Here is a 22828-nt window from a genome sequence, read left to right on the forward strand (position 1 = left end):
GCCAAATGTGGAATGAGGCCAAATGTGGAATGAGGCCAAATGTGGAATGAGAGCTAAATGTGGAATGAGGCCAAATGTGGGAGGGGGCTTGCCCCCGATGGCGGTGAGTCAGTCAGCTTATTTGTAGCTGATCCACTGCCATCGGGGGCAAGCCCCCTCCCACATTTGACCCTCCTCATATTTGGCCCTCCTCACATTTGGCCCTCCCCACATTTGGCCCTCCTCACATTTGCCCCCCTCCCACATTTAACCCCCCATTCCACATTGGTTCTGCGGCGTGCTGGGGGGACAGTTACAATGCCGCTCCCCCAAGGAGCCTGCATGTCCACCTTACTGACCGACTGGCGCCACCGCCCCACCCACCGCCGCGTCTGGGCCCTGGCCGCGCCGATGATCCTGTCGAACATCTCGGTACCGCTGGTGGCCCTGGTCGACAGCATGGTCATCGGCCACCTGCCCCACGCCCACCAACTGGGCGCCGTGGCGGTCGGGGGCAGCCTGTATACCTTCCTGGCCTGGGCCATGGGGTTTCTGCGCATGGGCTCCACCGGTTTCGCCGCCCAGGCCGCCGGGCGCAACGATGGCGCGGCGCTGCGGCAAATCCTGCTGCAAGGTCTGTTGCTGGCGCTGGGCCTGGCGATGTTGCTCGGTACAGTGGGCATCCCGCTGAGCCACCTGGCCCTGGAATGGATGCAACCCTCCCCCGAACTCAATCAACTGACCCGCGAGTTCTTCCACACCCGCCTGTTCGGCCTGCCCGCCGCGTTGGCCAGCTATGCCTTGGTCGGCTGGTTCCTCGGCACGCAAAACGCCCGCGCGCCGCTGGCGATCCTGCTGACCACCAACCTGGTCAACATCGCCCTCAACCTGTGGTTCGTCCTCGGCCTGGATTGGGGCGTCGTCGGCTCCGCACGCGCCTCGGTGATCGCCGAATGGACCGGCGCCCTGCTCGGCCTGGCCCTGACGCAAAAAGCCCTGCGCGCCTACCCCGGGCATATCGCCTGGGCCGCCTTGCAACGCTGGCACAGCTGGCGCCCGCTGCTGGCGGTGAACCGCGATATTTTTATCCGCAGCCTGGCATTGCAGTCGGTGTTTTTCATGATCACGGTGCAAGGCGCACGCCTGGGCGACGCCACCGTGGCCGCCAACGCGCTGTTGCTCAACGGCCTACTGCTGACGGCCCACGCCCTGGACGGCCTGGCCCATGCGGTCGAAGCCCTGTGCGGCCATGCCATTGGCGCGCACGACCGTCAGGCGTTGCGCCGCTCATTAGTGGTCGCCTGCGGTTGGTCGCTGATCGCCAGCGTCGGTTTCGCCCTGCTCTTCACCTTCGCCGGCCACCTGTTCATCGCCATGCAGACCGACATTCCCAGCGTGCGCGAAACCGCCGACATCTACCTGCCATACCTGGCGGTGCTGCCGTTGATTGCGGTGTGGAGTTATCTGCTGGACGGGCTGTTCATCGGCGCCACGCGCGCGCGGGAAATGCGCAATGGTATGCTGCTGACGGTGCTGATCCTGCTGCCATTCGCCTGGCTGTTGCAGGGCTACGGCAACCACGGCCTGTGGATCAGCTTCCTGCTGTTCATGGCCCTGCGCAGTCTTACGCTTTGGACGATTGCCTGGCGTTTGAACCGACAGAATCAGTGGCTGGCATAAGCCCCCCTCACTGTCACTGTCACTGTAGGAGCGAGCTTGCTCGCGAAGATCGTCAACGATGACATGGGCTGTCTGGATGCCCGTGTTGCCTGAACGTTTTTCGCGAGCAAGCTCGCTCCTACAAGGATGGGTGCTTAGGAGGACAGGTAAGACGAACGCGTCAGACCCAAGCGCAACGCATCCAGAAACTGCGTGCGCTCGCTGGCACTGATCTTCGCGCTGGCGCACTTGTCACGGTAATGCGTCATCAACTCCTCCGGCGACAAGTGCACATAACGCAGCATGTCTTCAATGGTGTCGTGGGTCTCGATCCCGGCGCTGTACACCGAACCGTCTTCACGCTGATAGATGTTCACCGAGTCGGTGTCACCGAACAGGTTGTGCATGTCACCGAGGATTTCCTGGTAGGCGCCAACCAGGAAGATACCCAGCAGGTAGTCTTCGCCCTCTTTCAGCGCGTGTACCGGCAGGCTGGTCTCGATGCTCTGCTCGTCGACGTATTGCTTGATCTTGCCGTCGGAGTCGCAGGTCAAGTCCTGCAATACCGCGCGGCGCATCGGCTCTTCGTCGAGGCGGTGCAGCGGCAGGATCGGCAATACCTGGCCGATGGCCCAGGTGTCCGGCAGGCTCTGGAACACCGAGAAGTTGCAGATGTATTTATCCGCCAGCTTGTCGTTGAGTTCGTCGAGCACCTGGCGGTGCGAACGCTGGCGCGCTTTCAGCGAGTTATGCAGGCGGCGGCACACGGCGAAGTAGCACTGTTCAGCCAGGGCTTTTTCCGCCAGGGTCAGTTTGCCGTCGGCGTACTGGGTGGCCACGTCGCTCATGTAGTGAGTAGCGCGCCAGTAGGTTTCGGTGACCATCTCGATGTCGGTCGGACCGAGCAGGTCCACCAGCCATTGCACGGTTTCCGGCAGGTTTTCCTTGTTCTCGATCTGCGGCATTTCGTCGTTGTGTTTCTCGACGTCGGTGACTTGCACCACCAGCATGGCGTGGTGGGCGGTCAGGGAACGGCCGCTCTCGGAGAAGATGTTCGGGTGCGGCAGGCTCTGCGCGTCGCAGAACTCCTTGAGCATGCCCACGACGACACCGGCGTAGTCGTCCATGTCGTAGTTGATCGAGCTGGCGTTGCGCGAGTGAGTACCGTCGTAGTCCACGCCCAAGCCGCCGCCGACGTCGATGTGGTCCACCGGCAGGCCGAGGTTGCGCAGTTCGCCGTAGTAACGAATGGCTTCCTTGAACCCGTGCTGGTAGTCGGCCAGGTTGGCGATCTGCGAGCCCATGTGGAAGTGCAGCAGGCGGATGCCCTGGTCCAGGCTGGCGGCGCGGAAGCGCTCGACCACCGACAGCAGTTGCGCCGCCGACAGCCCGAACTTGGATTTCTCACCGCCGGTGTCGGCCCACTTGCTCGACGCCAGGGACGACAGGCGCACGCGCAGGCCGACCTGTGGCTTGACCTTGAGGTTGGCGGCTTCTTCGATCACCAGCTCAACTTCGGACTCTTTCTCGATCACGATGAACACGTTGTGACCCAGCTTCTGGCCCATCAGCGCCAGGCGGATGAATTCGCGGTCCTTGTAACCGTTGCAGACGATGGTCCCGCCTTTCGGCGCCAGGGCCAGCACGGCCAGCAGTTCCGGCTTGGAGCCGGCTTCCAGGCCGATGGACACGTCCTGGGTGGCGATGATGTTTTCGATCACCGCCTCCTGCTGGTTCACCTTGATCGGGTACAGCGCGGTGTATTTGCTCTGGTATTCCAGACGCTCGATGTTCGAATCGAACGCACCGGTCAACTGGCGCACGCGGTCTTGCAGGATGTCAGGAAAACGCACCAGCAGCGGCAAGGACAAGCCGCTTTTGCGCAACTCGTCGACTTGCTCGTACAGGTCGACAGGCGTGCTTTTCGGGCCGTTCGGACGGACTTCAACGCGACCGGCATCATTGATCGCGAAATACCCGGCCCCCCAATGACGAATCCCGTAAACACTGCGGCTGTCCGCAACTGTCCATTGGCTGCCATCGTCTTTGCGTGTGCGTCGTACGGACATTGAAGTCCCCTATAAATGAAGTCGAAGGCGCCGCCCCTCGTTGGAGGCTGGCGCAGTCTAAAGAATGAAAATGACGATTTGCCTGTGAGTAAGGTCAGACCCCACTCGCAGGACAGAGTTTAGACACTGGTTGGAAAGAGGCTGTCAGCCGCCGGACTTCTTGGCCTTGTACCCGAGCTTGATCAGCTCGGCCAACAGCAACTCGACGTGATCGCCCTGGATCTCGATGACCCCGTCTTTCAACGCGCCACCGGTGCCACAGCGCTTTTTCAGCGTGGTGGCGAGTTCCTTCAGCGCGTCTTCGGCCAGCGGTACGCCGGTGATGGTGGTCACCGTCTTGCCGCCACGGCCTTTGCTCTCGCGTCGCACGCGGGCAATGCCGTCGCCTTCGGGGATCAGGGTTTGTTTGCAGGTACAGGCGTCCACGGGCTGACGACAGTCCGGGCAGTGTCGACCTGCGTCGGTGGAAAATACCAGGCCACCGAGGGCGGCGAAGGATGCGGCTTTTTTGGCCACCGGCAATCCTCTTGTGAGGACAAAGACTGATCGGCAAACGCTCAGGCGGTTGCCGACCGCGAAGCCCCACTCAGGCAGGGGCAGCGCTACCGCCCCCCCCATGTCATTGCCCCCGATTCCTGTAGGAGCGAGCTCGCTCGCGAAGATCGCCAACGATGACGCGGACATTCAGGATGCCCACAGCGCGCTTGAGGTTTTCGCGAGCGAGCTCGCTCCTACAGGAATCAGGGGGTGGAACAAGGGTGGTTCGGGTGAAAAGTCGCGCAGTGTAACCACAAAAAGCTCACTTGCTAAGAGCCAAATCGCGCCAATTTATACAACTTTAGCGACGTGAGGCCAGATAGCGCCGCAAGCCCTCTTGCGCGTCAGGGCAGTAGGGCTTTTGTTGCGCTTCCTGCAGGACAATTTCAAGGGGTAAAAAGCGCGCTTCCATGACTTCTTCAGGCTGCAGGCACAGCGCACCGTCCCACACGGCGGAGTAGGATCTGCACCAAAGTCGGCTGTCGCCGTCCTCGAAGTAGAAATGGTCATGCTCGACCAACTCCACCCCGCCCACGCCGAGCTCTTCTTCAAGCTCGCGGGCGGCCGACTCGGCATAACTCTCGCCGTCCGCCACCATCCCGCCTGCCGCCGTGTCCCAGAAACCGGGGTACAGGGCTTTGCTCAGGGTGCGTCGGTGTACGCACAGTTCACCTGCCGAGTTGAACAGGAAGATAAAGGTGCAACGGCCGATCAGGCCGCGCTGGCGCAGGTCGGAGCGCACCAGGGCGCCGAGCGGGTTGTCGTGCTCGTCGACCCAGCAGATCAGTTCCGCATCGGAGGCTGCGCGGTGCGCGGCCTCCTTTTGAGTCACGTCCATCATCACCCTTGGTTAAGCAACTGACGCAAGTCGATCACCGCCGCGTTGGCCCGGGAAATGTAGTTGGCCATCACCAGCGAGTGGTTGGCCAATATGCCAAAGCCGCTGCCGTTGAGGATCATCGGGCTCCAGACCGGCTCTTGCGAAGCCTCCAGTTCACGAATGATCTGGCGCACGCTGACCGTCGCATTCTTCTTGGCCAGCACGTCGGCAAAGTCGACTTCGATGGCGCGCAACAGGTGGGACAAGGCCCAGGCCTGGCCGCGGGCTTCGTAGAACACGTTGTCGATCTGCATCCATGGGGTTTCCACCACTTCTTCATCGAGCTGCGGCACTTCACCCGGCGCCAGCGCTTCGGTTTTCAGTGAGGTGTTCAGCTTGACCCGGCCGACACTGGCCGACAGACGTTGCGACAACGAACCCAGGCGTGTGGCGACATCGCCCAGCCAGTTGTTGAGGTTGTCGGCGCGCGCGTAGAACAGGGCGCCGCGCTGGTTCGGGTCGGACAGGCGCACTTCATAGCGATTCAGGGAGTTGATGCCTTCCTGGTACTCCGACTCGCTGGAAGGCAGCACCCAGCTCTTGTTGTCGAAGTTGAAACGCGGCTCGGCCTTGGCCAGGTCGGCGTCTTCCGCCGACTGCGACTGAGAACGGGCGAAATCCTTACGCAAGGCGCGGGTCAGGTCACGCACCTGCACCAGTACGCCGTATTCCCAGCTTGGCATGTTGTCCATCCACAGGCCCGGCGGGAAACGGTCGTTGGAAATATAGCCCCCGGGCTTGTTGAGCAAGGTGCCGGCCACGGTCTTGAGGGTTTCCACAGTGGTGTAACCCAACACCATCTGCTTGCCTTCCTTTTCAGCGGCAAGCTGGGCGTTCTGCTGGACCGGGAACAGCGCCGGCTCTTCGCTCCAGTACCAACCCAAAGCACCGGTGACCAACAGATACAAGCCGAGTACGCTAAGCACCGCTCGGCTCATCAGCACGCTACGCAAATAGCTGCGGTTGGCCGACTTGGGTTCAGGGGCGGGGCCTTTGGCACTGCCTGCACGGTTTTTCCAGTCCAGCATGGCGATATCCTTTCAATCACTTGAGTTCATGCACTTCAATCGACGGCGTGCGTTCAAACACTCCGACAGCAACCCTACCCCATCGTGCCCGTCAATGCGGGGCTTTTCGCCCTACAACTATGATCCAACGGACGCCCAGGGGGCATTCGACTATAAAGGATGCGCGCGTTTTCCGCTGCACGACCAATTAGTCACTAAATGAATGCCAGGGACTCGCAGTTAATTGACGTATGACACTCATGTAACCGAAAAGAGGTGCTAGCATAGAGCCACCAGTCGACCTCAGCACGCACCTTCACTAGTAGTCAGGATATGACCGAGCCAGAAGACCCCAGCCGTGAGCGTCTCAAGCAGCACTTTGCCCAGCGGGTAATTCATCAGGCACGTCAAATTCTTGAGATCTGGCAGCGCCTGCAACGCAGCGAATGGTCCGACGCCGACTTCTCCGAACTCAGCGAAGCCAACCTGCGCCTGCTGCGCTTCGCCGAACGCTTCGAACAGCCCGAACACGGCCAACTGGCGCAGCACATCGGCGAGTCGCTCAAAGCGGTGGACGCCAATCGCGGCCGCCTGAGCAGTCAACTGATCACCGAAATCAACCGCTTGATGCAACGCCTGTCCCGCACCGGCCTGCGCCAGGGCGATCAGCTTGAGCAAACCTTCCTGCCGCCGATGCGCAAGCCGATCTACGTGATGCTGGCCGATCATGATCGCGCCGAGCGTCTGGCCAAGCAGCTGGAGTTCTTTGGCCTGAGCGCCCAGTCCCTGGACAACGTGGCGGCGTATCGCGTGGCGATGGCCGAGCGCCTGCCGTCGGCGATTGTGATGGACGTGGATTTCTGCGGCCCGGGCCTCGGCCTCCAACTGGCCGCCGAGGCCCAGCAAGGCCTGGAGCAAAAGCTGCCGTTGCTGTTTTTCAGCCTGCATGAAACCGACACCCCGACCCGCCTCGCCGCCGTGCGCGCCGGCGGCGAGGAGTTCCTGACCGGCACGCTGGAAGCCTCGAGCCTGCTGGAAAAGATCGAAGTGCTGACCTGCGTCGCCCAATACGACCCCTATAAAGTGCTGATCATCGACGACTCACGGGCCCAGGCGCTGCACACCGAGCGCCTGCTCAACAGCGCCGGCATCATCACCCGCACGCTGATCGAGCCGATCCAGGCCATGGCCGAGCTGGCGGATTTCCAGCCCGACCTGATCATCCTCGACATGTACATGCCCGCCTGCACCGGCACCGAACTGGCCAAGGTGATTCGTCATAACGACCGGTACGTCAGCGTGCCGATCATCTACCTGTCGGCCGAAGACGACCTGGATAAACAGCTGGACGCCATGAGCGAAGGCGGCGACGACTTCCTCACCAAGCCGATCAAGCCGCGCCACCTGATCACCACCGTGCGCAACCGCGCGGCCCGTGCGCGCAACCTCAAGGCGCGGATGGTGCGCGACAGCCTGACCGGCCTGTACAACCACACCCATATCCTGCAATTGCTCGAAGACTGCACCTTCCGCGCTCGTCGCGAGAACAAGCCGTTGAGCTTTGCCATGCTCGACATCGACCACTTCAAGCGCGTCAACGACAGCCACGGCCACCCCATGGGCGACCGCGTGATCAAGAGCCTGGCGCTGTTCCTCAAACAGCGCTTGCGCAAGACCGACTACATCGGCCGCTACGGCGGTGAAGAGTTTGCGATTGTGATGCCCGATACCGACTTGGAATCGGCCTGCAAGGTGCTGGATGAAATCCGTGGGCGCTTTGCCGAAATTCACTACCCGGCCCAGCCGCATGACTTGTGGTGTACCTTCAGCGCCGGGCTGGTGGAGCTGTGCGACGATTCCGACAGCCTGATGATGGCCGCCCAAGCCGACGAGGCGCTGTACCGCGCCAAGGATGCCGGACGCAATCGGGTTCAAGCCGCGCACACATCAAGTCAAAGTGCCATCTTTTCACCAGAATCCAGCGATTCCGTCATAACTTTGTAATAGAAACGCAATAACTTCAGGCACTTAACTTTTGCTGTCGGTTGAAACCACGCATGCGCCTGAAGCTGCTGACCAATCTCAATACCCTCCTTCTGGTGGCCGTGTGCCTGGCACTCGGGGCGACGCTCTGGTGGTCGCAACGCGCGCTGGAACGGCCTTATTTGCTGATGGAACGCTACCTGGGGTTGTCGCAGACCTTCCAGAACCAGGCCGCACGCAACATCGACGACTACCTGGCCAGCGGCGACGCCCTGCGCTTGAGCAGCGCCAGCCAGAGCCTGGAAAGCCTGCTGCAGCACCTGGACGAATTGCCCGCCGACCTCGCACAAAGCCTGCGCCCCAGCCTGAAGGAGCTGGACACCTTCAGCAAAACCGACCTGCTCGCCGCCGGCAAACTGGCCGGCGACCCGCAAGCGCTGCTGTTGCAGGCCGAGCGAGAACTGGGCGCGAACCTCGAGCAACTGAGCCAGTACGCCATCGGCGTCGATTCGCCCGCCGCGGCGCGCTACCTGCCGCCGCTGCTGGCGGCGTCCCAACACCTGGGCAAGCTGTCCCTGGCCCGCGACAAGCTGGTGAGCAGCGGGCGCGCCGAACTGGCGGATGATGTGGAGCGCGAAGTCAGCAATATCCGCGGCCAGGCCGACCTGCTGGAGCAACTGCCCTTACTTGGAGTCAAGGCCAACGCCGGTTCGAACACCGATGACTTTTCGGCGCTGATGGGCCTGGAAAACAGCGAAAAAACCGAAACACAAGACACCGGCGTCGACCTCAAGCGCGAACTCAACAGCCTGCTGACCCGCTACCCGGCCGAACTCAAGCGTACCCGCGAGCAGATCCAGCGGCGCGCCGACCTCGCCGCCGGCACCCACCTGAAAATCGCCGGTGTGCAACAGGCCATCGCCGGCCTGGAGCCCGTCGTGCGGGCGCAACACGCAAAGATCCAGGGCGAAGTGCGCCTGATGCAAGGGGTGATGATCGGCCTGATCCTGCTGATCGCCCTGCTGATCGATACCCTGCAACGGCGCCTGGCACGGGTGCTGACCAACCTGGCACCGGCCCTGTCGACCTGGGCCGAAGGCGACTTCAGCCAACCGATTGCCTTGGGCAAGACCAACCGCGAACTGCGCGACATCGAAGCCTCCCTCAACCGCTTGCGCGCCTATCTGGTGGACCTGGTGGGCACCATTCGCGGCAATGCCGAGGAAGTCGCCGGCAGCAGCCGTGCCCTGGCCGAGCTGAGCAGCGGCCTGCATGATGGCGCCGAACGGCAGGCCGGGGACACCGCGCAGATCCGCGATTCGTTGGGCGAATTGGAAGCGACCATTCAACAAGTCGCCGGGGACGCCAGCCAGGCCGCCGGCGCCAGCCGCAGCGCGGGCCAGGCGGTGAAGCACGGCCAGCGGGTGATCGGCCTGAGCCTGACCGGGCTGCATGCGCTGGTGGGCGAAGTGCAGCAAAACGCGCAGATGATCGAGAAACTCGCCGAAGAGTCCGCAACCATCGGCGGCGTGTTGACGGTGATTCGCTCGATCGCCGACCAGACCAACCTGCTGGCGCTCAATGCCGCCATTGAAGCCGCCCGCGCCGGAGACGCCGGGCGGGGGTTTGCCGTGGTCGCCGACGAAGTGCGCTCCCTGGCCCAGCGCACCGCTGGCGCCACCGCCGAAATCCAGGGCCTCATCGCCGGCCTGCAAACCGCCGCCCGCCAGTCGGTGGAAGGCATGCGCGCGCAGGTCGAACACGCCGAAGCCACCGCCCAGCAAGCACAAGCGGCCGACGGCGCGCTGGATGAAATCGTCGGGGCGATCCAGACCATTTCCGACACCTCCGTGCGTATCGCCGATGTGACCGCGCAGCAGAGCGGTGCGGTGAGTGAGATTCGCGATAACAGCGAACGGATTCATCAGCTGGGTGAGGACAACCTGCTGCGCATCGGCCAGGGCCGCAGCCAGGGTGAGCACCTGCTGGTGCTGGGCGGCCAACTCAACACCGCCGTCCAAGCCTTCCGCGTCTGACCCGACCTAGCGCCATACGAAGAACCAATGTGGGAGGGGGCTTGCCCCCGATAGCGGTGGATCAGTTGCAGATATTGAGACTGGCACACCGCTATCGGGGGCAAGCCCCCTCCCACATTTGATCGCCACAGGTTTCAAGACGGTATTACCAATGACCGGATCCTGGGCCGCAGTCACAAATTTCGCGCAATCCTCGCTAATCGTGCTGCCTACTGCATAGAACTGGACAGTCATAAACGCTTTGCGGCATAGTCGCCGGGTTCTGCCGTACCCACATCAATAACAAGGAACAGCCGATGGCGACCTTACTGGTTCTTCACGGACCCAACCTGAACCTGCTCGGCACCCGCGAACCGGGCGTCTACGGGGCAGTGACCCTGGAACAGATCAACCTCGATCTGGAGCGACGGGCCCGTGAAGCCGGCCACCATTTGCTGTACCTGCAAAGCAATGCCGAGTACGAATTGATTGATCGCATCCATGCCGCGCGCGGCGAAGGCGTGGACTTTATTCTGATCAATCCCGCCGCTTTTACGCACACAAGTGTTGCATTACGTGACGCGCTGCTGGCGGTGAGCATCCCATTCATCGAAGTGCATTTGTCGAACGTGTACAAACGCGAACCTTTCCGCCATCACTCCTACTTCTCCGACGTAGCGGTAGGTGTGATCTGCGGCCTTGGCGCCAGCGGTTATCGACTGGCCCTGGAGGCCGCCCTGGAACAACTTGAACAACCGGCCAAGCGCCCCTGACCGACCCTTGGGAGTTGACGATTCATGGATATCCGTAAAGTTAAGAAACTGATCGAACTGCTGGAAGAATCCGGCATCGACGAGCTGGAAATCAAGGAAGGCGAAGAGTCTGTACGCATCAGCCGTCACAGCAAGACCCCGGCCCAGCAATTCTACGCGCCGCAGATGCAAGCACCGGCACCTGCCGCTGCCGCTCCGGTCGCCGCTGCGCCTGTCGCCGCCGCCGAGCCTGCTGCGCCCAAGCTGAACGGCTTCGTGGCCAAGTCGCCAATGGTCGGTACGTTCTACCGCACCCCGGCACCGGGTTCGCCAGCCTTCGTTGAAGTCGGCAAAACCGTGAAAGAAGGCGACACCATCTGCATCGTGGAAGCGATGAAAATGATGAACCACATCACGGCCGAAAAAGCCGGTGTCATCGAATCCATTCTGGTAGAAAACGGTCAGCCGGTTGAGTACGACCAGCCGCTGTTCACCATCGTTTGAACCGCGGAGCGCCTTCGATGTTGAAACCTGCGAAGAAACTGCAAAAAGTCCTGATCGCCAACCGCGGCGAGATCGCGCTGCGTATCCTGCGCGCCTGTAAGGAAGAGGGCATCAAGACCGTCGCTGTTTACTCGACGGCCGATACCGAACTGATGCACGTGAAACTGGCGGACGAAAGCATCTGCATCGGCCCGCCACTGGCTGCGAACTCGTACCTGAAAGTCTCGAACATCATCGCCGCTGCGGAAGTGACCGGCGCTGATGGCATCCACCCGGGCTACGGCTTCCTCGCGGAAAACGCCGATTTCGCCGAACAGGTGGAAAAATCCGGGTTTGCCTTCATCGGCCCGAAAGCCGAGACCATTCGCCTGATGGGTGACAAGGTTTCGGCCAAGGACGCCATGATCGCGGCCGGCGTGCCGACCGTTCCAGGCTCCGACGGCCCGCTGCCCGAGGACGAGACCACTGCGCTGCGCATCGGTCGCGAAGTCGGTTACCCGGTGATCATCAAGGCCGCAGGCGGCGGCGGTGGTCGCGGCATGCGCGTGGTACACAAGGAAGAAGACCTGATCGAAGCGGCCAAGCAGACGCGCTCCGAAGCGGCTGCCTGGTTCGGCAACCCGATGGTCTACCTGGAGAAGTACCTGACCAACCCACGTCACGTGGAAGTGCAGGTGCTGTCCGACGGCCAGGGCCACGCCATCCACCTGGGCGACCGCGATTGCTCGCTGCAACGTCGTCACCAGAAGGTATTGGAAGAAGCACCGGCACCGGGCCTCGACGAGAAAGCCCGTGCGGAAGTCCTGGCGCGTTGCGTCAAGGCGTGCATCGACATCAACTACCGTGGCGCCGGCACCTTCGAGTTCCTCTACGAGAACGGCCGTTTCTACTTCATCGAGATGAACACTCGCGTGCAGGTAGAACACCCGGTTTCGGAGATGGTCACCGGTATCGATATCGTCAAGGAGATGCTGAGCATCGCCGCCGGTAACGAGCTGTCCTTCACCCAGGACGACGTGAAGATCCACGGCCACTCCCTGGAGTGCCGGATCAACGCCGAAGACCCGAAAACCTTTATCCCGAGTCCAGGCCTGGTCAAGCATTTCCATGCGCCAGGCGGCAACGGCGTTCGCGTCGATTCGCACCTGTACAGCGGCTACAAGGTTCCGTCCAACTACGACTCGTTGATCGGCAAGCTGATCACCTGGGGCGCCACCCGCGACGAGGCCATGGCCCGCATGCGTAACGCCCTGGACGAAATCGTGGTCGACGGCATCAAGACCAACATCCCGCTGCATCGGGATCTGGTCCGCGATGAAGGCTTCTGCGAAGGTGGTGTGAACATTCACTACCTGGAACACAAACTGGCCAACCAGTAAGTGCTCCACCCAACAAAGCCGCCTTCGGGCGGCTTTGTTGTTTGTGGCCCCTCCATTTTGAAGATGTACACAGTCCAAATGTGGGAGGGGGCTTGCCCCCGATAGCGGTGGGTCAGTCACCTAATCTATGACTGAGCTGCCGCCATCGGGGGCAAGCCCCCTCCCACATTTGGTCGGCGTACTGTCAGTACAGTCGTCTTCTTCTCCACGCTCGCGTAAACTTGCGCGCTTTCGCAGCCCTCCCCGCTGCACACTCATTTTTTCAAAGGTGCCCGCCATGCCTTGGCTGCAAGTCCGTCTCGCCATCAGCCCAGAACAAGCCGAAACCTACGAAGACGCGTTCCTTGAAGTGGGCGCCGTCTCGGTGACCTTCATGGACGCCGAAGACCAGCCGATCTTCGAGCCGGAACTCAACACCACCCCGCTGTGGTCCCACACCCACTTGCTGGCCCTGTTCGAAGACGGCACCGATGCCGCCAGCGTCCTGGCCCATATGGAACTGCTCACCGGCGGCCCGCTGCCCGAGCACCACAGCGAAATCATCGAAGACCAGGACTGGGAACGCAGCTGGATGGACAACTTCCAGCCGATGCGTTTCGGCCAGCGCCTGTGGATCGTGCCGAGCTGGCACGCCGCCCCCGAGCCTGACGCGGTGAACCTGCTGCTGGACCCGGGCCTGGCGTTCGGCACCGGCACGCACCCGACCACCGCGCTGTGCCTGGAATGGCTGGACGGCCAGGACCTGAACGATTGCCACGTGTTGGACTTCGGCTGCGGCTCGGGGATTCTGGCGATTGCCGCCCTGTTGTTGGGCGCCAAGGAAGCCGTCGGCACCGATATCGACGTACAGGCCCTGGAAGCCTCCCGCGATAACGCCGGGCGCAACCACATTGCTGAAGGCAAATTCCCATTGTACCTGCCGGAGCAATTGCCCCAGGTGCAGGCCGATGTGCTGGTCGCCAATATCCTCGCCGGCCCGCTGGTGGCCCTGGCGCCGCAGCTGTCGAGCCTGGTCAAGCCGGGTGGCCGCCTGGCGCTGTCGGGCATCCTCGCCGAACAGGGTGAAGACGTGGCTGCAGCCTACGCCCAGGATTTCGAGCTCGACCCGATCGCCAATCGTGATGGCTGGGTACGCATCAGCGGGCGTCGGCGCTAGAATGAGCGCTTGCCTGAATCGGATGGCCGCATGACCGACAGTTTCGTCACCCAGTGTCCCCATTGCCAAACGCGCTTTCGCGTCAGCCACGCTCAGTTGAACGTGGCGCGCGGCGTGGTGCGCTGCGGCTCGTGCCTGCAAGTGTTCAACGCCGCGCGCCAGTTGCTGGAGCAGCGCGCCCACGCGCAAGCGCCGAAGCCTGAACAGCCGGCCGCAGCGGAGCACGCCGCCGAGGCGCCGCGGGCGATCAGCCAGAAACAGTGGACGGCGCAAGAGCTGGACCTGGACAACCTGGACCTGGACAAAGAACTGGCCAAGCTGGAACGCCGCGAGATTCAACACACCCAGCCGCTGGGCGCGGAACGCCGGCAAGGCAGCGCCGACCGACGCAAAAAGGAAGATGCCCTCAGCGCCAGCCGCGACACGATCAAGGCCGAGGAAGAAAAATGGGCCGCCAGCCTGTTCAGCGAACCGCCTGAAGAACGCGCCAAAGCGCCCGAAGACGAACCTGAACCGGCAAATGCCCCTGCGACTAAACAGCGCACCGAACCGTCGATGTCCCTCGCCACCGACGACATCGACGATGAACCGCCGCTGCGTTCCACACCTGCCGATGAAGACGACGAACTCGACCCACCCGTGAGCGCGGTCAGCGACGACGTGGACGCGCCGGAACCCGACGAGCGCCCCCAAGGCCGCAAGCGCTCGCGCAGCGCCGCCAGCGCCCACGACGAACTGCTGCAGGACCTCGAAGATGACCCGCTGCACTTGTACGCCGGCAAACGCCCGTCAAGCTGGGGCCGTCGCCTGCTCTGGCTGTTGCTGGTGCTGATCGCCGCCGCCGGCCTCGCCGGCCAGTACATTGCCTACCAGTTCGACGACCTGGCGCGCCAGGACGCCTATCGCCCGTGGTTCCAGCAACTGTGCCCGACATTGGGCTGCACGGTGCCGTCACGGGTCGATATCGCGCACATCAAGAGCAGCAACCTGGTGGTGCGCAGCCATCCTGAATTCGCCGGCGCGCTGGTGGTAGATGCAATCATCTATAACCGCGCGACGTTCTCCCAGCCGTTTCCGTTGCTGGAACTGCGCTTTGCCGACCTGAACGGCAACCTGATCGCCAGTCGGCGCTTCAAGCCCGCCGAATACCTGAGCGGTGAGCTGGCCGGGGTCAGTGAAATGCCGTCGCAGACGCCGATCCATATCTCCCTGGACATCCTCGACCCCGGCAACAAAGCGGTGAATTACAGCCTGAGCTTTCATTCGCCCGAGTGAATCGGCGCGGTCATCGAGGTTTGACGACGGATTATTGACTGGACCGCCGGCAACCAAACCGGTGGCGATAAAGAAATAACTGTTCAGATTTTATCCAATTCAGCCTTTATCCAGTCATCGAGAGCGGGTATCATGCCAACCCTTTTTCGAACTCTAATGATCCGGCCCCACAACAGGGAAGTCCTATGTCGGCGGTACGCATCGGCCCATACACATTGCACAATGGTTTGATTCTCGCGCCAATGGCGGGGGTCACCGACCAGCCCTTTCGTCAGCTGTGCAAGCGTTTGGGCGCGGGTCTAGTAGTCTCGGAAATGGTCACCAGCGACATGAGCTTGTGGAACACCCGCAAATCGCGGCTGCGCATGATCCACGAAGGTGATCCCGAGCCCCGCTCGGTACAGATCGCCGGTGGCGACGCACAGATGCTGGCGGAGGCGGCCCGGGCCAACGTGGAGCTGGGCGCGCAGATCATTGACATCAACATGGGCTGTCCGGCCAAGAAGGTCTGCAACAAGGCCGCCGGTTCCGCGCTGTTGAAGGATGAGCAGTTGGTCGCCGAGATCCTGCAGGCCGTTGTCGCCGCAGTGGATGTACCGGTCACCCTGAAGATTCGTACCGGCTGGGACCGGGACAACAAGAATGGCCTGACGGTGGCGAAGATCGCCGAACAGGCGGGTATTTCAGCGCTGGCGGTGCATGGCCGCACCCGCGCCGATCTTTACACCGGCGAAGCCGAGTACGACACCATTGCCGCGATCAAGCAGGCCGTGTCGATGCCGGTATTTGCCAATGGCGATATCGACTCAGCCGAGAAAGCCCGGCGCGTGCTGCATGCGACCGGTGCCGATGGCCTGTTGATTGGCCGGGCCGCCCAGGGGCGGCCATGGATTTTTCGTGAAGTCGAACACTTTCTGCGTACCGGCGAGCTGTTGCCGGCACCGGGGTTGATCGAGGTGGAACGTATTCTGCTAGAGCATCTGGCCGCCCTGCACGCCTTCTACGGAGACGTGATGGGAGTACGCATTGCTCGCAAGCATGTCGGCTGGTATCTCGCAACCCTGCCGGGCGCCAGGGAGTTTCGCGCCCACTTCAATCGTTTGGATGATACGGAAGCACAGTGCGCCAACGTTCGTGAGTTCTTCAGCGAACGTGACAAGAGCCTGGTGACAGGGGACGGAGAGGGGGTGGCCGCATGACGATGATGACCGAGACTTTAGTGAGTGGAACAACACCCGTGAGCGACAACGTCAATTTGAAACAGCACCTCAACACGCCGAGCGAAGAAGGCCAGACCCTTCGCGGGAGTGTCGAGAAGGCGCTGCACAATTATTTCGCCCACCTTGAGGGCGCTTCCGTCACGGACGTGTACAACCTCGTGCTCTCCGAAGTCGAGGCGCCCTTGCTCGAAAGCGTGATGAACTACGTCAAGGGCAACCAGACCAAAGCCAGTGAGCTGCTGGGCCTCAACCGTGGCACCTTGCGCAAAAAGCTCAAACAATACGATTTGCTGTAAGCATTCAATCCGACCAGAAAGGCGCCCGCGTAAAACCGGTCGCCTTTTTTGCTGACTCCTTTGCTTTTGATGGAAATTGAAATGACCGACCAGACTACCCGCCTGCCGATCCGCCGCGCCTTGATCAGTGTCTCCGACAAGACCGGGGTTCTCGAATTTGCCCGGGGGCTGGAAGCCCTGGGCGTGGAAATCCTCTCCACGGGCGGGACCTTCAAACTGCTGCGAGACAACGGCGTGGCCGCAGTAGAAGTCGCGGACTACACCGGTTTCGCAGAGATGATGGACGGTCGGGTCAAGACCCTGCACCCGAAAATCCATGGTGGCATCCTCGGCCGTCGCGGTATCGACGATGCCATCATGAACGAGCACGGCATTAAGCCGATCGATCTGGTGGCCGTCAACCTCTACCCGTTCGAAGCCACCATCAACAAGCCGGGCTGCGACCTGCCGACCGCCATCGAAAACATCGATATCGGCGGCCCGACCATGGTTCGCTCGGCCGCCAAGAACCACAAAGACGTGGCCATCGTGGTCAACGCCAGCGACTACGCCCAGGTGCTTGAAAACCTCAAAGCCGGTGGCCTGACCTACGCCCAGCGTTTCGACCTGATGCTCAAGGCATTCGAACACACCGCCGCCTACGACGGCATGATCGCCAACTACATGGGCACCGTGAACCAGGCCGCCGAGACCCTCAGCACAGAAGGTCGCAGCCAGTTCCCGCGGACCTTCAACAGCCAGTTCATCAAGGCCCAGGAAATGCGCTACGGCGAGAACCCGCACCAGAGCGCGGCGTTCTACGTGGAAGCCAAGCCGGCCGAAGTGGGCATCGCCACCGCGACCCAGCTGCAAGGCAAAGAACTGTCCTACAACAACGTGGCCGACACCGACGCCGCGCTGGAATGCGTGAAGAGCTTCGTCAAGCCGGCCTGCGTGATCGTCAAGCACGCCAACCCGTGCGGCGTGGCCGTGAGCCCGGACGCTGAAGGCGGCATCCGCCAGGCCTACGAACTGGCCTACGCCACCGACACCGAATCGGCCTTCGGCGGCATCATCGCCTTCAACCGCGAACTCGACGCCGCGACCGCCAAGGCCATCGTCGAGCGTCAGTTCGTCGAAGTGATCATCGCCCCGTCCGTCAGCGAGGAAGCCCGCGCCATCGTGGCCGCCAAAGCCAACGTGCGCCTGCTGGCCTGCGGCGAATGGTCGGCCGAACGTGCCCCTGCCTGGGACTACAAGCGCGTCAACGGCGGCCTGCTGGTGCAAAGCCGCGACATCGGCATGATCAGCAGCGCCGACCTGAAAGTGGTGACCAAGCGCGCACCGACCGAGCAGGAAATCAACGACCTGATCTTCGCCTGGAAAGTGGCCAAGTACGTCAAGTCCAACGCCATCGTCTACGCCAAGAACCGCCAGACCATCGGTGTCGGCGCCGGCCAGATGAGCCGTGTGAACTCGGCGCGCATCGCCGCGATCAAGGCTGAACACGCCGGTTTGCAGGTAGCGGGCTCGGTGATGGCGTCCGACGCGTTCTTCCCGTTCCGCGACGGTCTGGACAACGCCGCCAAGGCCGGCGTCACCGCAGTGATCCAGCCAGGCGGCTCGATGCGTGATGCCGAAGTGATTGCTGCGGCTGACGAAGCCGGCATCGCCATGGTCTTCACCGGCATGCGCCACTTCCGTCACTAAACAGCACCGCTTCCCGACTGTAGGAGCGAGCTTGCTCGCGAAAAACTCAAAAACGCCACGAGGTGTCAGGTTTCCCTCGTTATCGTTGACGACCTTCGCGAGCAAGCTCGCTCCTACAGGGAAGCACAGCGTTTCTCAGAGGTTTTTGAAATGAATGTTTTGATTATTGGCAGCGGTGGCCGTGAACACGCCCTGGCCTGGAAAGTTGCCCAGGACCCACGCGTCCAGAAAGTATTCGTAGCCCCCGGCAACGCCGGCACCGCCATTGAAGCCAAGTGCGAAAACGTCGCCATCGACGTGCTGGCCCTGGAACAACTGGCGGATTTCGCCGAGAAAAACGTTTCCCTGACCATCGTCGGTCCGGAAGTGCCGCTGGTTGCCGGTGTCGTCGACCTGTTCCGCAGCCGCGGCCTGGACTGCTTCGGCCCGACCGCCGGCGCGGCCCAGCTGGAAGGTTCCAAGGCATTCACCAAGGATTTCCTGGCGCGCCACAAGATCCCGACCGCCGACTACCAGAACTTCACCGAGATCGAGCCAGCCCTGGCTTACCTGCGTGAAAAAGGCGCGCCGATCGTGATCAAGGCCGACGGCCTGGCCGCGGGCAAAGGCGTGATCGTCGCCATGACCCTGCAGGAAGCCGAAGACGCCGTGCGCGACATGCTCGCCGGCAACGCCTTCGGTGAAGCCGGTTCGCGCGTGGTCATCGAAGAATTCCTCGACGGCGAAGAAGCCAGCTTCATCGTGATGGTCGACGGCAAGAACGTCCTGCCGATGGCCACCAGCCAGGACCACAAGCGCGTCGGCGACGGCGACAGCGGCCCGAACACCGGAGGCATGGGGGCTTACTCCCCGGCCCCGGTCGTGACCAGCGAAGTGCATCAGCGTGTGATGGACCTGGTGATCTGGCCGACCGTGCGCGGCATGGCCGATGAAGGCAACGTCTACACCGGTTTCCTCTACGCCGGTCTGATGATCGACAAGGCCGGTAACCCGAAGGTCATCGAGTTCAACTGCCGCTTCGGCGACCCGGAAACCCAACCGGTGATGCTGCGCCTGCAATCGAGCCTGGTGCTGCTGGTGGAAGCCGCGCTGGCCCAGGCCCTGGACAAGGTTGAAGCCCAGTGGGACCCACGCCCGAGCGTCGGCATTGTGCTGGCAGCTGGCGGTTACCCGGCCGACTACGCCAAGGGCGATGTGATTGAAGGCCTGGACGCGGCGGCGACGCTGGAAGGCAAAGTGTTCCATGCGGGCACTGCGCTGCAGGACGGCAAGGTGGTGACCGCAGGTGGCCGTGTGCTATGTGCCACCGCGATGGGCGCCAGTGTCGACGCTGCACAGCAACAGGCCTACAAACTGGCGGCGAAAATCAGCTGGAACGGCTGCTTCTACCGTAAAGATATCGGCTATCGCGCGATTGCCCGTGAACGTGGCGAGACTCATTAAGTCGCTATCCGTTCGGTTAGGTAAGGGCCTCTGGCCCTTGCCGTACTCGTATGACCCCGCGCATAGTTAACCCGTGCTTCAACCTACGAAGGGATTTCGCCGTGCGCTGGCTCAGGATCGCCATAGGTTTCACTGTCAGTCTGCTGACACTGCTCTGTTTGCTCCCGGCCCAGGCCGCTGCGCAAGGCAGTGGCTGGGCAGTATTGCTTGATGAACAGGCCGACCTGCAACTGAGCGATATCCGTTCGCCCCGCTACACCAATCAATTCAGCCCCATCGAACTGGACCGGATCACTGCCGCCGAGCCGGACGGTGCGTTGTGGGTACGCTTCAAGCTGCAACCCGGCCAGCACGAGCAAGTGCTGCGGGTGTTCGCCCCGGACGTCTCCCTCCTGAGTCTGTATGTGCTGGATGGCGACACCCTGGTGGAACAGCAAACCACCGGCACGCGCCAGCCCCAGGCCGAGCGCCCGCTGCCCAGCAGCGACTTCATGCTGCCGATGCCCCAGAGCCCGAAGCCCCTTGAGGTGTACCTGCGCCTGGTCTCGGAACACGAACTGCGCCCCTATATCACCCTGGAGCCGGCCGTACTCGCCGCCGCCGACCAAAGCCAGACGCTGATCTACGGCCTGCTGTTCGGCTGTCTGCTGATGCTGATCCTGCACAACCTCTCCCGCTTCGCCTACCACCGCTCACGCAGCAGCCTGTGGCTGGCGGCCTGCGAAGTGCTGCTGCTGCTCAGCCTGGCGTTGCTGCTCAACCTGCTGGGGCCATGGCTGCAGAACTGGCACGCGATCCAGACGCCGGGCGCCTACCTCGCCCTGCTGCTGACCGCACCGTGCGGGCTGATGTTTGCCTATCGCTTCTTCATGCCGCTGGGCCCGCACCCGCTGAACAAACTGTTGATGGCCGACATTCTGTTGATCGTGCTGTGCGGCCTGCTGCTGTTGTTCGTCAACACGTTGCCGCTGAACATCATCACTTACGTCCTGGTGGCCCTGGCCGGCCTGAGCATGTTGTTTGTCTCGGCCTATCACTGGCAAAAAGGCTACCGGCCGGCGCGGTTGTTCGTGGCGGGGATGGTGGTGTTCAACATCGGCACGCTGATCATCCTGCCGGCCTTGCTTGGCCTCACGCTGCTGGCGCCGCAAGGCTTGATCATTACCCTGCTCAGCTTTATCTGCCTCAGTGGCCTGCTGATGAGCCTGGCCCTCGGCGAACGCCAGCGCGCCATCGTCGAAGCACGCTTCAGCCTCAGCCGCGAGCTGGCGGCCAGCAACGCCGAAATCGCCGCCAAGGCCGAGTTCCTGGCGAAGATCAGCCACGAAATCCGTACCCCCATGAACGGCGTGCTGGGCATGACCGAACTGCTGCTGGGCACGCCGTTGTCGGTCAAACAGCGCGACTATGTGCAGACGATCCACAGCGCCGGTAACGAACTGCTCACACTGATCAACGAAATCCTCGATATCTCCAAGCTGGAATCCGGGCAGATCGAATTGGACGACGTGCAGTTCGACCTCAATGCGCTGATCGACGACTGCCTGAGCATCTTCCGCGCCAAGGCCGAGCAGCAGAACGTCGAGCTGATCAGCTTTATCCAGCCCCAGGTGCCGCGGGTGATCAGCGGCGACCCGACGCGCCTGCGCCAGGCGATGTTGAGCCTGCTGGAAAACGCCCTGCAGAAAACCGATGAAGGCGAAGTGTTGATCGTCGTCGCCCTCGACGAGCGCAGCCCCAAGCCGCGCCTGCGCATTGCTGTGCAGGACAGCGGCCTGCCAATGGAAGCCGCCGAACGCGATGCGTTGCTGCACAGCGAACTGCACAGCAAGAACTTCCTCTCGGCCACCCGTTTGAGCGGCCACCTGGGCCTGGTCATCGCGCGCCAGTTGATCCTGTTGATGAACGGCGAATTCGGCATCAAGAGCGGCGCACAACAAGGCAGCACCCTGTGGCTGACCCTGCCGCTGGACCCTGAACGCCTGGAACACCCGACCTCCGACCTCGACGGCCCGCTCAAGGGTGCGCGGGTACTGGTGGTGGACGACAACGACACCTGCCGCAAAGTGCTGGTGCAGCAATGCACCGCCTGGGGCCTGAATGTCAGCGCCGTGCCGTCGGGCAAGGAAGCCCTGGCGTTGTTGCGCACCAAGGCGCACCTGCGTGATTACTTCGACGTGGTGCTGCTGGACCAGAACATGCCCGGCATGACCGGCATGCAACTGGCAGCCAAGATCAAGGAAGACCCGAGCCTCAACCACGACATCCTGCTGATCATGCTCACCGGCATCAGTAACGCGCCGAGCAAGATCATTGCGCGCAATTGCGGGATCAAGCGCATCCTCGCCAAGCCGGTGGCCGGCTACACCCTCAAGACCACCCTGGCCGACGAACTGACCCAGCGCAGCAAAGGCGGCGGGCAGCCACGCGCGCCCCTCAACGCGCCGGCGGCCATCATCGTGCCCAGCGACTTCCGCATCCTGGTGGCCGAAGACAACAGCATCTCCACCAAAGTCATCCGCGGCATGCTCGGCAAGCTCAACCTCAACCCGGACACCGCGAGCAACGGCGAAGAAGCCCTGCAGGCGATGAAGGCCCAGCGCTATGATCTGGTGTTGATGGACTGTGAAATGCCGATCCTCGATGGCTTCTCCGCGACCCAACAGTTGCGAGCCTGGGAAGTCAGCCACCAGCGCATTCGCACGCCGGTGGTGGCGCTCACCGCACACATCCTCTCGGAACACAAAGAGCGCGCACGCCAGGCCGGGATGGACGGGCACATGGCCAAGCCGGTGGAATTGTCACAATTGCGCGAGCTGGTGGAGTACTGGGTGGCGCAGCGTCAGCCACGGCCGGAGCATGCGCCCTCTTAACGTCAAATGCGATCGAATGTGGGAGGGGGCTTGCCCCGGTACAGACCGGAGACATCCTTTACGTTTGAAACCGGAGACATCGTTTACATGTATTAATCATGGCCAGGAGGTA

The 22828-nt window shown here is 62.2% G+C and carries 16 protein-coding genes and 2 pseudogenes; 13 read left to right on the forward strand and 5 right to left on the reverse strand.

Going from position 1 to position 22828, the window contains the following annotated elements:
• Positions 1–321 precede the first annotated feature (321 nt).
• Positions 322–1659: an MATE family efflux transporter gene (locus tag C8K66_RS29570; RefSeq protein WP_108526670.1), complete on the forward strand. Its 1338-nt coding sequence runs from the start codon at positions 322–324 to the stop codon at positions 1657–1659.
• 134 nt (positions 1660–1793) lie between these two features.
• On the opposite strand, the gene speA is transcribed toward C8K66_RS29570, so the two are convergent.
• The 4 genes from speA to C8K66_RS29595 form a co-directional block, all read right to left on the reverse strand.
• Positions 1794–3707, reverse strand: coding sequence for an arginine decarboxylase (speA, locus tag C8K66_RS29575; RefSeq protein WP_057005974.1), 1914 nt, complete (start codon positions 3705–3707; stop codon positions 1794–1796).
• Between the two features lie 144 nt (positions 3708–3851).
• A complete protein-coding gene (locus C8K66_RS29580) occupies positions 3852–4223 on the reverse strand; it encodes a translation initiation factor Sui1 (RefSeq protein WP_017849660.1) in 372 nt (123 codons plus the stop codon).
• Between the two features lie 322 nt (positions 4224–4545).
• Positions 4546–5082 (reverse strand): NUDIX hydrolase, encoded by a 537-nt coding sequence (locus C8K66_RS29590; protein WP_046384846.1) that lies wholly within the window; start codon positions 5080–5082, stop codon positions 4546–4548.
• Positions 5083–5084: 2 nt separating this feature from the next.
• Positions 5085–6062 carry a DUF2333 family protein gene (locus tag C8K66_RS29595; protein WP_371928174.1) on the reverse strand — a complete coding sequence of 326 codons (978 nt, stop codon included), beginning with the start codon at positions 6060–6062 and terminating at the stop codon, positions 5085–5087.
• A 402-nt stretch (positions 6063–6464) separates the two neighbouring features.
• Here C8K66_RS29595 and C8K66_RS29600 point away from each other — a divergent pair, with 402 nt between their 5' ends.
• From C8K66_RS29600 to purH, 10 genes and pseudogenes are all read left to right on the forward strand, one after another.
• The gene (locus tag C8K66_RS29600) at positions 6465–8135 is read left to right on the forward strand and encodes a PleD family two-component system response regulator (RefSeq protein WP_057005975.1); all 1671 of its coding nucleotides are present in this window, start codon (positions 6465–6467) and stop codon (positions 8133–8135) included.
• 1499 nt (positions 8136–9634) lie between these two features.
• Positions 9635–10150 (forward strand): annotated as a pseudogene (locus C8K66_RS31780) (methyl-accepting chemotaxis protein); the annotation flags it as partial.
• 296 nt (positions 10151–10446) lie between these two features.
• Positions 10447–10902, forward strand: coding sequence for a type II 3-dehydroquinate dehydratase (gene aroQ, locus C8K66_RS29610; RefSeq protein ID WP_017849665.1), 456 nt, complete (start codon positions 10447–10449; stop codon positions 10900–10902).
• Between the two features lie 24 nt (positions 10903–10926).
• The gene (gene accB / locus C8K66_RS29615; protein WP_017849666.1) at positions 10927–11385 is read left to right on the forward strand and encodes an acetyl-CoA carboxylase biotin carboxyl carrier protein; all 459 of its coding nucleotides are present in this window, start codon (positions 10927–10929) and stop codon (positions 11383–11385) included.
• 17 nt (positions 11386–11402) lie between these two features.
• The gene (accC, locus tag C8K66_RS29620) at positions 11403–12764 is read left to right on the forward strand and encodes an acetyl-CoA carboxylase biotin carboxylase subunit (RefSeq protein WP_017849667.1); all 1362 of its coding nucleotides are present in this window, start codon (positions 11403–11405) and stop codon (positions 12762–12764) included.
• A 277-nt stretch (positions 12765–13041) separates the two neighbouring features.
• On the forward strand, positions 13042–13920 hold the full coding sequence (prmA, locus tag C8K66_RS29625; protein WP_046384850.1) for a 50S ribosomal protein L11 methyltransferase: 879 nt from the start codon (positions 13042–13044) through the stop codon (positions 13918–13920).
• Positions 13921–13950: 30 nt separating this feature from the next.
• On the forward strand, positions 13951–15195 hold the full coding sequence (locus C8K66_RS29630; protein ID WP_046384851.1) for a DUF3426 domain-containing protein: 1245 nt from the start codon (positions 13951–13953) through the stop codon (positions 15193–15195).
• 185 nt (positions 15196–15380) lie between these two features.
• Positions 15381–16394, forward strand: a complete 1014-nt coding sequence (dusB, locus tag C8K66_RS29640; protein ID WP_017849670.1) for a tRNA dihydrouridine synthase DusB — start codon at positions 15381–15383, stop codon at positions 16392–16394.
• Entirely contained in the window at positions 16391–16711 is a 321-nt protein-coding gene (gene fis, locus C8K66_RS29645; protein WP_002555375.1) for a DNA-binding transcriptional regulator Fis, read from the forward strand. The genes dusB and fis overlap by 4 nt, the downstream gene beginning before the upstream one ends.
• A gap of 81 nt (positions 16712–16792) precedes the next feature.
• A complete protein-coding gene (purH, locus tag C8K66_RS29650; protein WP_046384852.1) occupies positions 16793–18400 on the forward strand; it encodes a bifunctional phosphoribosylaminoimidazolecarboxamide formyltransferase/IMP cyclohydrolase in 1608 nt (535 codons plus the stop codon).
• 15 nt (positions 18401–18415) lie between these two features.
• Here purH and C8K66_RS31435 read toward each other — a convergent pair.
• Positions 18416–18529 (reverse strand): annotated as a pseudogene (locus tag C8K66_RS31435) (outer membrane lipoprotein carrier protein LolA); the annotation flags it as partial.
• A gap of 21 nt (positions 18530–18550) precedes the next feature.
• Here C8K66_RS31435 and purD point away from each other — a divergent pair.
• Both purD and C8K66_RS29660 read left to right on the forward strand, forming a co-directional pair.
• A complete protein-coding gene (gene purD / locus C8K66_RS29655) occupies positions 18551–19843 on the forward strand; it encodes a phosphoribosylamine--glycine ligase (protein WP_017849672.1) in 1293 nt (430 codons plus the stop codon).
• A 101-nt stretch (positions 19844–19944) separates the two neighbouring features.
• Complete coding sequence (locus C8K66_RS29660; protein WP_017849673.1) at positions 19945–22716, forward strand: hybrid sensor histidine kinase/response regulator; 2772 nt, start codon at positions 19945–19947, stop codon at positions 22714–22716.
• Positions 22717–22828: the final 112 nt, after the last annotated feature.

The sequence above is a fragment of the Pseudomonas sp. GV105 genome, from assembly GCF_003058185.1.
Taxonomy (GTDB): Bacteria; Pseudomonadota; Gammaproteobacteria; order Pseudomonadales; family Pseudomonadaceae; genus Aquipseudomonas; species Aquipseudomonas veronii.